The following is a 14,397-nucleotide window of genomic DNA, read 5'->3' as shown; positions in this document are numbered from 1 at the left end:
ATATTAATCCAATTGGGTTCCTAAATATTCCCATTCCTGCAAAGCCACATCTAAATCTTCTTTTGCTTTATTATATTTCTCCAATGTTTCATCGGAAGGATTTTCTTTCGTGAAAGAAGCTTCCATTTCTTCAATCAGAGTTTCAAGCTCAGAAATTTTTTCTTCTACTTTTTTTATTTTATTCTGGATATTTTTCTGTTCTTTGCTTACAATAGTTGAGGATTGATTATTATTAGGAGCTGGTTTTTCTTCAACCTTTGCCTTCACCTCAACTTTCTCTTCTTCTCCGTGGAGTTTTGCTTTTTCCGCAGAAATTTCCCTGATGGTTTCTTTTTGTCTGTATTCCAGATATTCATCAATATTTCCAAGGAATTCTTTCATTTTTCCGTCACGGAATTCGAAGATTTTATCACAAAGCCCCTGTAGGAATTCCCTGTCGTGCGAAATCACGATCAGAGTTCCTTCAAATTTCTGTAAAGCAAGCTTGATGATCTCTTTGGACTGAATATCCAGGTGGTTCGTAGGTTCGTCCATGATCAATGTATTGAAAGGACGTAATAATAACTTACAAAGTGCCAGACGGTTTCTTTCTCCCCCCGAAAGTACTTTTGTTTTCTTACTTACCGCTTCTCCCTGGAAAAGGAATGATCCTAATAGATCTCTTACTCTCGGTCTGGTTTCTTCGGTAGCGGCATCTTCAGCTTCTTCTAAAACCGTTTTATTGGGCGTTAAAACTTCTTCCTGATTCTGAGCAAAATATCCGATGTTCACATTATGTCCTAAATTCCATGTTCCGGAGTAGTCTTTAATATCTCCGGCAAGAATTTTAGCCAACGTGGTTTTCCCTTGTCCATTTTGTCCTAACAATGCAATTCTGTCTCCTCTCTGAACGAAGAAATCCACCTTATCAAAAACCTTTTTATTTCCGTAAGATTTCCCCAGGTTTTCGGCTTCAAAGATCACTTTCCCCGGTACAACAGACTGTACGAAACGGATGTTGAATTTGGAAACGTCTTCATTATCCACCTCAATACGTTCAATTTTATCCAGTTTTTTAATAAGCGACTGCGCAAAAGATGCTTTGGTAGCACTTGCTCGGAACTTATTAATGTTATCCTCCATCTGCTTGATCTCCGCATCCTGATTCTTTTTAGCCTGAATCAGCTTTTCACGGCGTTCTTCACGCATCACCAAATATTTGGAATAGTTGGCTTTATAATCGTCAACTTTTTTATTATTGATATCAAAAGTCCTGTTACAAACCGCAGTCATGAATTGTTTATCATGGCTCACCAGTACAATGGCTCCGGGATAATCTTTCAGGAAGTTTTCCAGCCAGATGATGGATTCCATATCCAGGTGATTGGTTGGCTCATCCAGAAGCATGATATCATTCTTTTGAAGAAGTAATTTGGCCAATTCGATTCTCATTCTCCATCCTCCGGAAAATTCATCAGTGATTTTCTGAAAATCGTCCGCTTTAAATCCTAAACCAAAAAGAACTTTTTCCATATCCCCTTCAAGGTTGTAGGCATCATGGTTCATAAGAAGGTCATTCAACTCGGTCATTCTGTTGATCAGATCCGTATAGGCATCACTTTCGTAATCGGTTCTTGTTGCCAATTGATGGTTTACCTCTTCCAGTTCATTTTTCCATGCATTGATCTGCTCGAAAGCCTGCATGGTTTCATTCCAAACGGTTCTTCCTTTTACGAAATCAAGATCCTGCTTTAGGAAACCAATGGTGATATTACCTTCAGGAACTACGTTTCCTTCATAAAAGGTAATTTCCCCGGAAAGCATTTTCAGCAGGGTGGATTTTCCCGCTCCGTTTTTACCTACCAAACCAACTTTATCATCCTTTTTAATGGTGAAATTGACATTTTGAAATAAATAATTTCCCGAATGATGTAGCCCTAAACCTTGAACCGAAAGCATGTAATGATATAATTAAGAATTAATACTGAATTTTCGGGTGCAAAAATACGGAAAAAGAAATGAACTGCCGAGAAATAAAAATGAGCTGCCCTTTCGGACAGCCCAAACTTAAGGATGATTGGATATGAATTAAAAAAAAGGATCCCTTAATAATAGCCGTTTTCAATACGGGAACGGTTTCTCTGCACTACCGAATTATAGATATCGCCCATTCCGGACAGCTTTTCTACCGCAGAAAGAACAATATTTTTATGATCTACAGATAATCCGGAGTCTTCGATTGACAATACTTCCGGAGTAACTCCTTTTGCCAGTTTCGCCGGCGGAGTTCCGTCTTTTACTCTTTTTTCAAGCTCAGCTGCTTTTTTGGCGTATTTATCATCTAATACCAAATACGATTCAAAGGTTATTTTACCGTCTGCAAGGGAATCTACCAATGCTGCCTGTAATGCGATGAATTTTTTATAGGTTTCCAGATCTGCCGCCACACGAATTCTTGTCGCATCTAAAGCCGCAGATAACTCCACATCTCTCGGGCTTTCCATTAATCTGTAATAGATAGCTGTAGTAGTTACCGCTTCGCTTCCGAAGGTTTCATCGTCCTGGATATTAATGGATGAAGCATACAGGAAGGCAATAGTTCCCGGGGCCAGTCTGTTCATGGAAAAAGCCATGCTTGCAGCTGAAGAGGAAGAGGATTTTGCGGCTTCGGCAATAGAGTTGACTACGTCTGCATAGGCATCAATAGCTTCCGGGCTTGTAGGAGCTTGCGGATATGCAGGATTGGTTGCCGCTTTTGCTGCTTTTAATGCCATTGTTACGACTCCGGCAATTTTATCTAAGCTGAATTCGCTTGTGTATTCTGTTTTAATATTAGACGTATAGGATATTTCTCTTGCATCAGTGAGCTTTGCACTGGCTAAATGCTCATCGATTTGCTTATAAAATCTGGTTTTATTGGCCGTTTCTTGAGATTCGATCATTGCTTGAAGTTTGTCAATCTGTTCTTTAGCTTTTACTGTTTTATCTGCTACTCTTTCCACAGATGCTGTTCTACATGCCATAATGTTAGTTTTTGGGTTGGTTTTTAGTTTTTATCATTCTATCCGGCGGTAAGAGGAGGGGTTTTCTGTCCTGCTTTTACCATCACGAACATTTCATCAAGGCTAAGTCTTGCCTCGTTATAGGTTACCTGCTTAATGCCGTGGTTTGAACCTATTGCGTGTTGCAGTTCATTTAAGGTAGTGGCCTGCAACATGGTGATCTTTGTACTTCCGTTTCCTGCCTGCTGTTCTTCTGCGCAGGTTTTATGAAGTTTACTCGCTTTTGCTATCCAAGCTGATACGGTCATAGTGATTGTTTTTTGAGATTAACGTCTGTTGATCCTTTTTCTTAAGCAGTTCAAAGTAACGATGAAAAAAGAGCAAATGATAGCGTAAAAACGCTCAAATTTCCTGTTCCGTATTTCTACGCAATCCTTTTAAACAATAAAAGAGCTGCCCTTACCAAGGACAGCTCCCGCCTAAACTTAAAACTGAAAAAAGTAACGAACTATTGTAAACTACCTGATCAGTATTGAACGGTTCCAGATATCATTGTTGGGAATATTGGTTCCATATGCATAATCGATCACCGAACTATCCTGTAAATAGGGAATTCCTTTTTGCTGAGAAGGAAGAACATGCGGTTCGTGTACCGTGGGATTTCCGGGAACGTTAAGACTATTGTTGATCAATTCAATATCTATTTCATTTCCGGACCGTAGAAGCAAAACGGCTTTATGTAATCCGAAATTGGCTGAAATATGGGTATAATCTACAAAATCTCTGTAATTATACCCGGGCTTCATTTCAGGTGAAAGGTCTTTTGCATATTTTTCCAACTCTTCTGAGAATTCAATTAAAAACGGATGCTTTTTAGAATCAATCTCAAAATCAGAAGCGGTAAAATGGATATTGAAAACCGGACTGATGGTATTGGTTTCCGCTACCATTAATTTTCCATATACTTTTGAAAGATCGGCATATACAAAGTCTCTTGCTACATAAGCTTGTGAAAAAAACGTTCCTTCATCCATCTGGTAATTGGCTAACAGCTCATTCCAAATATAATGACCTTCTGCGTCCTTTTTTGTATTTCTTACATGATCTACATAGGCTTCAACATCTGCTGTTTTTCTATAATCCGCCGAAATATAGACCGATTGTGGGCCTTCCAGATAACCTCCGCCTGCATCTGCGTGGGCTCCGGGAATGAAGATTTCTTTCCATATCGAGGTTCCTGTTTTAGTTTTTGTATCTTTCATATTATCTGAATCTTTAAAAAAACCGGTTAATGGAAAAAAATACCGGCATTCGTTCACTGCACAAAGGTGAAGGGCATTTTCAACACCGGATAACAGGCTTACATTATAATCATTGAAAGGCGTGGATTCTACCGTATCAAAAACTCCAAGGAATTTCACTTTTATATTCCCGTTAATTTTTGATCCCGCCTTTAATAATTCATAGCAAAATGTTCTTGCCAACATAGCGCCTCTGCTGAATCCATATATATAGAAATGATATTCCTTGGTCTTATCATTTATTTTTTCGTTGACGAAAGCAAGAGCTTTTTCCAGTTTATCATCAGAAGAATATCCTGTATATCTTGCCGGATTTTTACAGGTTGCCATGGCAAAATCGCTGTCTTCTTTCCCCGTTACTGTTCCTATTCCTTCAATATATACTTTCTCGTTTCCGGTAAATAATCCGAAAAGCCTGTAAATATTGGTCGTATTGCTGTAATAACTGCCATTATTTTTTGAAGGTTGAGAAGCAGAAGTTGCATTGAGCCCGTTATTTCCTGTTCCATCGAAAAAAATTCCAATGGAGATCTGATTCGTTTCCATGATCATGTGTTTTTAGAATACGCCTAATTGTGTTCAAGCTACCGGAATCATCAATGCATCAACATCACTGAAACACTTTTCAAAATAACAAGGAAAAGGAAATTCATGCTAGAGTAAAAAATACCAAATAAAAAATTCCGTATTTCTACGGAACTATATTTTTTCAAGAGAATGGATGTTGTTGATGATGGCGTAAATAACAATACCGACTGTATTTTTGGCGCCGATTTTATCGACGATTCTTTGTCTGTGGCTCTCGACGGTTCTTGGACTTATGAACAATTTTTCGGCAATTTCATTATTGGTATATTCCTGGCAAATAAGCTTAACCACTTCTTTCTCTCGTTCAGAAAGCTCATCATCCATTTCAAAAAGGGTCTTTTTCTTGGTGGAGCTGTTCATATATGAAAACAGCATCTGATGGTCTTCAGCAGTGAAGAATACTCCGTTTTTATAAACGGTAGTAATCGCATCAATAAATGTTTTTCTGTCTGAGTTTTTAGGTAAAAAAGCAGAAACGCCCAGTTTTACCATATAACCGAGGATAGAGGTTTTATAGTGGGAAGAAAGGATAATGATTTTGAGATCGGGGTATTTTTCTTTAAGGATTTCTACCAGCTCGAAACCGTTCATCGGCTGCATCTGGACATCCACCAGTGCAATATCGGGAAAATCTTTTGGGTTAAGTTGTTCCAGGCTTTCGATAAAGTGAGGCCCATTATTGGATGTGAAGGATACTGATATATTTTTTTCGTTTGACAATAACATTTTTACGCCTTCCAGGATTAGCTGCTCATCATCAATTAATGCTATTTTGATTTGGGGATTCATGGGTGATTGGTATTTTTATAATTAAACGGCTTCCGTGATTGGCAATATTTTTCCATTTGTGAAGGGCATTCATGGATTTGATTCTGGATTCGATATTTTTAATTCCCATCCCTTTTTTTACGGCTTCATAATCAAAACCCTGCCCGTTATCCGAGATCACCACAGCCATACTTTGTGAATGATCTCTAATATAGATCCAGATCCTCGTTGCTTCCGAATGTTTTAAAACATTGGTGGTAAATTCCTGGATGATCCTGTACAGCTGCACTTCTACAAAGATGCTTTTCTTCTGGTATTTTGGACTTACACTCAATGAAATATTGATCCTTTGTGAAAGATTGGCGATGAGTTCCTCTATATATAACACCAATCCCACCGATTCCAGGTTCACAGGATATAATGAGTGGGAAATACTTCTGGCAGAATCTATCAATGCAGACATTTGCCCTGAAATATTTTTTTTGATCATCTCATCTCCCTGCGTATCCAGATTGTTCAGCCATAAAGAAACAATGTTCAGCCTGTTCCCTATGTCATCATGAATCATCACGGCAATTCTCTTTCTTTCTTCTTCCTGAGCCTTAATATTTTCAAGCACCAGATTTTTCTGATGCAAAACTTCTGCCTCATGCTGGGCATTTTTTTCTTTAATAATCCTGTTGATAAAAGTCCTGTATCCTAAGAGAATAAAAAAGACGATAATTGCTATGGTAACAATTAACAGGATAATAAAATTGATATTTAAAGTTACTTCTTTAATCTTAAAAATCTATAAATTAATGCTCCATATACAACACTTGACAGGAGGTTATTGATTCCCCATATCAGACTCGCATTCTGTTGTGAAAGTACCGCCAATTGATGCTGAACAATAAAAGTGAAAACCGATACTGAATAATAGAAGAAAATACAGGCATCTACCAACAAAAAACGATTCACTGCTTCACTTCCTTTTATTTCCTGAATCAGGACATATCCGGACCAGCAAACGATAATGATGTTAGAAATTACTTTGGCATAGTCATTATCAATATGGAATCCCAAATATTGCGCAGCTATCAGGAAGATACCTGCTAATGCAGATAAAGGAATCAGCCCATATTTTGATACATTCAGTTTCTTTGTATATAAAAAATTCAAAATGAAAAATTCTCCTGCAATATATGCGGGATATAAAACAGGAATATTTTTGATTTCAAAAAGAATAAACAGTTTATTGATCAACTCAATAATGAAAAGAAAAATGATATAATATACATACCATTTTTCTTTTTTATCCAGATGTTTAAGCTTTATTATACCTAATATAAAGCATAATAACAGAAGTCCATTATTGAGATACAGTATAATTTTAAAGCCTAACATTTATTTTATAATTGACAGAATGGAGGACATGGCTGCGACCAATCATACGTGTTTGAAATGGTTTCTATACTTCCTTCATTGGTAAGATCATCATAAAAAGAAATGAAGATTATAGTCGGAAGCATTCTTTGATAAATATCAGAATATTTCAGACCGAATGAGCATACAAAACTATTTAAGCCAGCTTTTGGCGGCGTAAGATTATCAGCCGGAACATAAAACTTTTTAAATATTCTCGTTCCTTCATATTCGCTGCATTCATAAAAGAACCAGTTTACTCCTTCATTTCTCCACAATTCTATGGCATCAACCGCTTTGTCCTGCTCCATTAAAGGTTTATTGGCTACAGGAAAGAACATATCCGAGTCATTATCTATTTTTCTTAAATCTTTGGAAAGAACTGCATTGTTTATCACTGTATATTCCTGCGTTTCCACCAATCTAAGATCACCGATTAACTCCGTAAGGACGGCATAAGGATATTCATTGACATCTTTTCTATGTCCGGTTGTATCAAGAGCGACCAGAATCATAACCAGCTGGTTTTCATACACCCCCATTTCCACACAAAAGTCTTTGTACTGATTTTTGCCCTTCAGCCAGTTGATGTCATCAAGATTGAGATTGAAAATGTAGTTGGTGGGAATCAGGCTCTGCAGTCTTGAAAAGTTACTGCAACAGTTAGTCCATTCAGCGACAGCCAAGTCGTACTGTTCTCGGGTAAAATTATTCATGTCTTCAAGGTTAAATTTAGTTTCATAAAATTATGTAAACTAAACTTCCTGTGCAAATATCTCACCCATAATTGAATATATGTTAATAATTCCTTACCGTAATGTGGTAACAGCTTTGCTGTTTTTCTTTAATGTAATAAATTCTGCCCGCATTAGCATAATATTTTAAAACCTTTTCCAAAGCAGCTTCCATTTTAGGATTGTACTTTAAAACATTATTGAAACGGACATAGGAGATATCAAAAGAATTTCCGTAGTTGTGCGAACTAATCCCCAGTGAGGCGTTTGAATTCACTTTTCTCAGTCTGCATTGGTCTTCCAGCGTTCTTGTAATGGAAGAAACCGTAAAGGTATGCCCCTTCGTTTCTTTGCTGAATCTGCTTCCTATTTTCTCCAGAGTGATCTTAGCTTTGGAAACCAGATAAGCTCTGCTGTAATCAAGCTTCTGCACACGGTATCCCTTTGCTGTTTTTTTGACCTTATGAAACTTTCCGTTATTAATATATTTTTGAACGGTTTTGGAATCTTTTAGCAGTTTTATCCCAAAGCTCTTTGAAGCATCCAGATGTGGCTTATAGAGAGGTGTAGGTTCCACTTTCAATACCTCTGTCAGATCATAACATGGTAGTTTTTTTTTAGCGGCCTGGCAATAATAGAACTCAAAAACAAAAGACATGAAAATCAAACACAACAACTTTCTCATGAAGAATTTTTTAATTTGATAAACGAAAAATAAACATTTATGGTATATCATTCAACCCATAAAGCCCTATCAAAAAACATTCCTATTCATAAATCAGGCTATCAGATTGTTAAATTCGAAAACCACCCATTCACTGAAACATGAAATATATCATATTTTAACTTTTTATTTTGAAATTTAAATTTTAAATTTGGTTTACATTAAAATAAACAATATGATTAAAAAACTATTTGCTGAATTTTTTGGCACGTTCTGGCTAGTATTCGGCGGTTGCGGCAGTGCAGTTTTTGCCGCTGGTGTTCCCGACATCGGAATTGGACTTCTGGGTGTTTCCTTAGCTTTTGGTCTTACGGTTCTTACCATGGCTTATGCTGTAGGGCATATTTCCGGAGGACATTTCAATCCGGCTGTCTCTTTCGGGCTTTTGGCAGGAGGAAGATTTTCTGCAAAAGACCTTATTCCTTACATCGTGGCACAATGTATAGGAGCTATTGCAGCAGCAGGTGCTCTTTATATTATCCTTAACGGAGCAGGTGCTTTTTCTGCAGAAGGAGCAGGTGCTTTTGCCACTAATTTCTACGATATGCCCGGTTATAACAACAGGAGCTATTCTATGGGAGCAGCTTTCCTCGCTGAATTCCTATTAACCGCATTTTTCCTGATCATTATTCTGGGAGCTACAGATAAATGGGCTAACGGGAAATTTGCCGGAATTGCTATTGGTTTAGCATTAACGCTGATCCATTTAATTTCCATTCCGATCACTAATACTTCCGTAAACCCGGCAAGATCTTTATCTCAGGCTGTTTTTGTGGGAGGAGTTGCCTTATCACAGCTTTGGCTGTTCTGGGTCGCCCCAATTCTCGGAGGAATTGTTGGTGGTTTGATCTACAAGTTTTTACTCCAAAGAGACTCTGTGAAGTCTGATGATTAAATAAATGAAAAAGCCTGTCGTTTCCGACAGGCTTTTTTACTTTAATTTCCTGATGTCAAAAGGATTTTTAAAAATCAGTTCTTCATGTTTCCCTTTGATCTCCATTTTACGCTGGATTAAATTGAGCGCCATCTTCCGGATAAAAAGATCTTTATCTACCAGATTCCAGTAAGGGTCCTGATGCACCTTCCGTGGCGGACGAATTATATAAAACTCCGTTTTCCAATGATCTACATCATGATAAAACTCTATGATTCCGCAATGTTCGGGAATAGCAGAATGTTCGATCATTCCCATAGGTAAAAGAAAACTGAATGCATTGCAGATATAATCTCCACAGGAAATTTTATCATGTTTTAAAAATTTCTCTCCTGTGTTGGTATTGAGATAAGATTTTTTAAAATCATTTTTAAAATCACTTTTTGAAAGCTTGATTTCAATTTCATGGCTGAACCCTTCAAAATCAATAATCAGAATATCCGCCTCCCAATCCGCCTGGAAATAATTCGTCAGTACGATTTCCTTTTCAAAATCGCATTGAGCATGAATAAAGGCATGAACAAGTTCTTCGATCTTCAACATAGTTATGGTTGATAGTTGCAAAATTAATTAATCCATACGACTCATGATTTATAACTCCTAACTATTAACTCACAAGTAAGCTGCATCCTCTGATATCAGAATGATCAATTCTTCCGAGAATCTGAAAGACATCATCTGAAACCATTTTCCCCAAATCCTGTGTTGCAATAAATGAGCAGGAATGGATATTAGCCAGATCAATGATGTTCACAGCTCCCACTCTTCCTATCTTTTCGTAGCTGAAAGGGTCTTCCGCATTCCTTATCATGATTTTCATCCAGCCCGGACATTTATATTCATTATTACCCAATGAATATGCCTGAGAAAGAAGCTCTGTCATGGAATATTCTGAATATATTCTATCAGTTTTGAAACCTGTTTGTAAAATTTTCAAAAGTTCATCCTTGGTCATCTCCTCTTTTCTTCCTTTCATTCCGCCGGTTTCAATCACAATTAGATTTTCAAGAAAATTAAGCGATTTTTCACTTCGTTCAGAATGACAATAGTCTAAGAAATCCAAAAGGGCAAAAGAAACTCCGAAAAGAACTATTTTTTTATCCTTTACATTATTCAGCAGTTCAAACAAATCCGCATGATTATATAGAAAATACCCGTTTTCGGGTTGGGCCGATTTTTTCATCAGGTAGTCCACCATATAAATTAATGATGAGTTTTGTCTTTCCAGATAGCTTGGCAATAACCCTAAGAAAATAAAGTCTTCCGGTTTTCCGATAAATTGCTCAAAACTTTTATAAATACTTTCCTTATAAATATTTTCATCAGCAATAAAATGCTTTGACAGGTTTATTTGAGTAGTTCCTGAACTTTGAAAGTACAGGTCCGCTGTCATATTTTTGTCCAGAATCTGATGATTCTTAAACATCTCTATAGGCAAAAACGGAATTTTTGTCAGTTCGTCCACCTGTCTGGGGTCAATATTAAGATAATCTACAAAGCTTCTGTATATGTCAACGTTTTCATACTGATAACGGAATGTTTTCAATGAAGCATTCAGAAAATCCTGTTCTGTATGGATGTTGAATATATTTTCCAAGGTTTTATATATTTTTATTTCTCTATCCCATCAGCGTATAATAGGATTAGCATAGTTTATTTAATATTATTTTAATAAAATATCATCTAATTGGTAAAGATCTTGCTGTGATATTTCCCGGAATATGGATTAAAAACAGGATGATTCTTCATCCATCATGATTACCTCTTACAGAGGTAATTTTTTTGTGTCTGCTTCAAAAGTTTTTAATTCAAAATCTTCCTGGAAGACCCCATAAGTGAAATAAGAAATCCAGTCACCAAGATTAATATATTGAGCCTTCTGCTCCAATTCCAGTACCATAGGAAGATGGCGGTGTCCATAGATGAAGTAGTCTATTTTCTCCGTTTTCAGCTTTTCTTTGGAATAGATAATCAGAAATTCCTTGTCCTCTCCTAAAAATGCTTTATCTTCTTCACCGGAAATCATTTTATTTTTCTGCGACAGATATAATGCAATTTTCATGGCAATATCAGGATGAAGCCATTTAAACGCCCATTGTGCAATAGGATTGGTGAATAATTTCTTCATTCTTTTATATCCTTTGTCACCAGGCCCCAATCCGTCTCCATGAGCTAACAAAAACTGCTTTCCGCCCATTTCAAAATATTGTTTTTTATAGAAAACCGTACATCCGATTTCTTCTTCCAGATAATCTTTCATCCACAGATCATGGTTCCCTACAAAAAAATAGATATGAATTCCATGGTCTTTTAATTCTGCTATTTTTCCTAAGACGCGTACATATCCTTTGGGAATCACATACTTCCATTCATGCCAGAAATCAAACAGGTCACCCATCAGGAATACCACCTGCGCATCTGCTTTGATGGAATCCATCCAACGGATGAATTTTTCCTCCCGCACTTTGCTTTCTTTAGGATTAGGCGCACCAAAATGCTGATCCGAAGCGAAATACACTTTTTTTCCGGGTTCAAGATTGATGATTGTTTTTAACACTGTCTGAATTTTTGTTCCCTACAATTATCGATTATCTTCCGCAAACCATTCTCCATAAGAATTTTCCGTCTCATGAAGCTTAAGGTAAGCTAATGAAACCCCTTCCGGAAGCCTGGATTTTATTTTTGTCGCAATAGCATATAACATATTCTCGCAGGTAGGCTGGAAGCTACAATAGATCACTTTATGACCTTTCTGCTCAAGGTCTTCTCCCAGTTCTTTGTGTGGAGAAAGCGCATTGATAAGCACTGCATGATCCCATACATCCACAATTTCAGATTTAACGATGGTTTTGATATCGCCGAAATCCACCACCATCCCATTTTTAGGATTATTCAAATCATTGACAGGCTTTCCTTTTACTGTTACAAACAGTTTATAAGAATGCCCATGCATATTTTTACATTTTCCATCGTAATTGTACAGCACATGCGCCGTTTCGAATGTGAAAATTTTTGTAATACGTATCATGGTGCAAAGATAAGATAAACAAGACTAACTAAAAAAGTCTTAATAGTCAATTAATATGTAAGTTTTATCGCAATCTATTTGTTGATTATAATTTATCCAGCCAGTCACTTTCCAGCCTTTTAATTTTCTGTGTTTTTATATCAACCAGAACCCAAAGCGTACTTGAATCCACTACCAACTGATCATTACAATAAAATTCTACCTTTCTGGGTTGTTTAATTCCTTCTGGAGCTTTTGGATAAGTTTTGACTGTAATAACATCATGTAAATAGACTTGCTTCTTATATTGGATATGATGATCGAGAAGCATCCACGCCAATTCTGAAAATTCGGTTTTATGTTTCACAAAATCCCAATGCGCTCCGGCAATTTCTTCTACCCATTGAACATACTGAACATTGTTAACGTGATTATTTCCGTCAATATGGTCTTCCGTTACCTGTATTTGTTTTTCAAAAATCAAATGACTCATCTTCTTCAAATATTTTATTCAAAAATAAGACATAAAAAAACCTCCTCAACTGAGAAGGTTCCATAATCGTAAAAAATTTATAAATGATCTAGTGAAACTGTGCAGTTTCCGTAGAATCTTTCATAGCTACTGTTGCGGAGGCACCACTTGTTACAATGGTCTGAACCTCATCAAAATATCCTGTCCCTACAAAAGACTGATGCTTTACCGCTCTAAACCCTTGTTTCTGAAGGGCAAACTCACGTTCCTGAAGCTCTGAGTAACCAGCCATTCCTTTTTCTTTATAGGCTAAAGCCAGCTCAAACATGGCCGTATTCAAAGCATGGAAACCGGCTAACGTGATAAACTGGAATTTATAGCCTAGTTTTGCCAGTTCTTCACGGAAAGTTGTCATTTCTTCAACACTTAACCTCGCTGCCCAGTTAAAAGACGGAGAACAATTATAGGCTAACATTTTTCCCGGAAATTTGGCATGGATTCCTTCTGCAAATCTCTTGGCCTGTTCCAAATCCGGATTGGAAGTTTCCATCCAGATCAGGTCTGCATACGGAGCATAAGACAATCCACGATCGATTCCCTGCTCTACTCCGTTTTTCACTACATAGAAACCTTCTGAAGTCCTTTCTCCGGTTACAAATTTTTTATCTCTGTCATCAATATCTGAAGTCAGAAGATCGGCTGCATCCGCATCGGTTCTTGCAATAATGATGGATGGAACTCCGGTAACATCGGCTGCCAAACGGGCTGCAATCAATTTATTAATAGCTTCCTGAGTCGGCACCAAAACCTTTCCGCCTAAGTGTCCGCATTTTTTTGCAGAGGATAACTGGTCTTCGAAATGCACTGCAGCAGCTCCGGCCTCAATCATTTGCTTCATCAGTTCAAAAGCATTTAAATTGCCTCCGAATCCTGCTTCTGCATCCGCAATAATTGGAACCAGATATTCTTTATCTCCACCTCCGTTCACCGATTGAATCTGGTCTGCTCTCAACAAAGCATTATTGATTTTCTTTACCACGGACGGAACTGAATTGGCAGGATACAATGATTGATCTGGATACATTTCTCCGGATAAATTGGCATCTGCCGCAACCTGCCATCCTGAAAGATAAATAGCTTCTAATCCAGCATCCACTTCCTGTACTGCCTGATTTCCCGTTAAAGCTCCGAGCCCTGCCACATAATCCTGAGAATTCAGTTTATTCCAGAATTTTTTGGACATTTCAGTGGCAATAGTGTAGTCAATGGTATAGGAACCGCGAAGTTTCAATACATCTTCTGCGGTATAAGGCCTTTTTATTCCGTTCCAGCGAGGATTGGTCAGCCAATCATGTTCTATAGCCTGGATTTGTTCTTGTCTTGTTTTCATAATAAGTAATTTAGGGGTTAGGTGATTTGCGAGATTTTGGGTTCGAGACTTAGGCAGGAGTCAAATTTTGATCTTTTACTCTCCGAATCTCCGA

At 37.4% G+C, this 14,397-nt stretch carries 16 protein-coding genes; 1 reads left to right on the top strand and 15 read right to left on the bottom strand.

All coding sequences use genetic code 11. The annotated features are described in order from the left end of the window. Nucleotides 1–3: 3 nt before the first annotated feature. The 9 genes from ACGHIN_RS04130 to ACGHIN_RS04090 all read right to left on the bottom strand — a co-directional run bounded on the left by ACGHIN_RS04130 (nucleotide 4) and on the right by ACGHIN_RS04090 (nucleotide 8,461). On the bottom strand, nucleotides 4–1,938 hold the full coding sequence (locus tag ACGHIN_RS04130) for an ABC-F family ATP-binding cassette domain-containing protein (protein ID WP_390451053.1): 1,935 nt from the start codon (nucleotides 1,936–1,938) through the stop codon (nucleotides 4–6). Between the two features lie 146 nt (nucleotides 1,939–2,084). Then, nucleotides 2,085–3,002, bottom strand: coding sequence for a hypothetical protein (locus ACGHIN_RS04125; RefSeq protein WP_390451051.1), 918 nt, complete (start codon nucleotides 3,000–3,002; stop codon nucleotides 2,085–2,087). 38 nt (nucleotides 3,003–3,040) lie between these two features. After that, entirely contained in the window at nucleotides 3,041–3,289 is a 249-nt protein-coding gene (locus ACGHIN_RS04120) for a hypothetical protein (RefSeq protein ID WP_390451049.1), read from the bottom strand. A gap of 210 nt (nucleotides 3,290–3,499) precedes the next feature. Continuing rightward, nucleotides 3,500–4,828, bottom strand: coding sequence for a T6SS phospholipase effector Tle1-like catalytic domain-containing protein (locus tag ACGHIN_RS04115; RefSeq protein WP_390451047.1), 1,329 nt, complete (start codon nucleotides 4,826–4,828; stop codon nucleotides 3,500–3,502). 153 nt (nucleotides 4,829–4,981) lie between these two features. Beyond that, nucleotides 4,982–5,659 carry a response regulator gene (locus tag ACGHIN_RS04110; RefSeq protein ID WP_390451046.1) on the bottom strand — a complete coding sequence of 226 codons (678 nt, stop codon included), beginning with the start codon at nucleotides 5,657–5,659 and terminating at the stop codon, nucleotides 4,982–4,984. Continuing rightward, nucleotides 5,628–6,257 (bottom strand): sensor histidine kinase, encoded by a 630-nt coding sequence (locus ACGHIN_RS04105; RefSeq protein WP_390451044.1) that lies wholly within the window; start codon nucleotides 6,255–6,257, stop codon nucleotides 5,628–5,630. Before ACGHIN_RS04105 ends, ACGHIN_RS04110 begins: the two co-directional genes overlap by 32 nt. 149 nt (nucleotides 6,258–6,406) lie before the next feature. Continuing rightward, complete coding sequence (locus tag ACGHIN_RS04100; RefSeq protein ID WP_390451043.1) at nucleotides 6,407–7,024, bottom strand: hypothetical protein; 618 nt, start codon at nucleotides 7,022–7,024, stop codon at nucleotides 6,407–6,409. Between the two features lie 5 nt (nucleotides 7,025–7,029). After that, complete coding sequence (locus ACGHIN_RS04095; protein ID WP_390451041.1) at nucleotides 7,030–7,758, bottom strand: hypothetical protein; 729 nt, start codon at nucleotides 7,756–7,758, stop codon at nucleotides 7,030–7,032. An 82-nt stretch (nucleotides 7,759–7,840) separates the two neighbouring features. Beyond that, nucleotides 7,841–8,461: a DUF5715 family protein gene (locus ACGHIN_RS04090; RefSeq protein WP_390451039.1), complete on the bottom strand. Its 621-nt coding sequence runs from the start codon at nucleotides 8,459–8,461 to the stop codon at nucleotides 7,841–7,843. 217 nt (nucleotides 8,462–8,678) lie between these two features. Between ACGHIN_RS04090 and aqpZ the strand changes: the two genes are divergently transcribed. Further along, nucleotides 8,679–9,395: an aquaporin Z gene (gene aqpZ / locus ACGHIN_RS04085; RefSeq protein ID WP_390451075.1), complete on the top strand. Its 717-nt coding sequence runs from the start codon at nucleotides 8,679–8,681 to the stop codon at nucleotides 9,393–9,395. A gap of 36 nt (nucleotides 9,396–9,431) precedes the next feature. On the opposite strand, the gene ACGHIN_RS04080 is transcribed toward aqpZ, so the two are convergent. The 6 genes from ACGHIN_RS04080 to aceA form a co-directional block, all read right to left on the bottom strand. Next, nucleotides 9,432–9,977, bottom strand: coding sequence for a hypothetical protein (locus tag ACGHIN_RS04080; protein ID WP_390451037.1), 546 nt, complete (start codon nucleotides 9,975–9,977; stop codon nucleotides 9,432–9,434). 64 nt (nucleotides 9,978–10,041) lie between these two features. Next, nucleotides 10,042–11,031, bottom strand: a complete 990-nt coding sequence (locus tag ACGHIN_RS04075) for a LuxE/PaaK family acyltransferase (RefSeq protein ID WP_390451036.1) — start codon at nucleotides 11,029–11,031, stop codon at nucleotides 10,042–10,044. A 168-nt stretch (nucleotides 11,032–11,199) separates the two neighbouring features. After that, nucleotides 11,200–11,991 carry a UDP-2,3-diacylglucosamine diphosphatase gene (locus ACGHIN_RS04070; protein ID WP_390451034.1) on the bottom strand — a complete coding sequence of 264 codons (792 nt, stop codon included), beginning with the start codon at nucleotides 11,989–11,991 and terminating at the stop codon, nucleotides 11,200–11,202. Nucleotides 11,992–12,015: 24 nt separating this feature from the next. After that, nucleotides 12,016–12,462, bottom strand: coding sequence for a 6-pyruvoyl trahydropterin synthase family protein (locus tag ACGHIN_RS04065; RefSeq protein WP_390451033.1), 447 nt, complete (start codon nucleotides 12,460–12,462; stop codon nucleotides 12,016–12,018). Between the two features lie 85 nt (nucleotides 12,463–12,547). Continuing rightward, entirely contained in the window at nucleotides 12,548–12,934 is a 387-nt protein-coding gene (locus tag ACGHIN_RS04060) for an acyl-CoA thioesterase (RefSeq protein WP_390451031.1), read from the bottom strand. An 88-nt stretch (nucleotides 12,935–13,022) separates the two neighbouring features. Next, nucleotides 13,023–14,303 (bottom strand): isocitrate lyase, encoded by a 1,281-nt coding sequence (gene aceA / locus ACGHIN_RS04055; RefSeq protein WP_390451030.1) that lies wholly within the window; start codon nucleotides 14,301–14,303, stop codon nucleotides 13,023–13,025. Nucleotides 14,304–14,397 lie beyond the last annotated feature (94 nt).

Source organism: Chryseobacterium barbadense (genome assembly GCF_042849955.1).
Taxonomy (GTDB): domain Bacteria; phylum Bacteroidota; class Bacteroidia; order Flavobacteriales; family Weeksellaceae; genus Chryseobacterium.
Note: the sequence above shows the minus strand (reverse complement) of the source record. Positions and strands in the feature narration are given on the sequence as shown.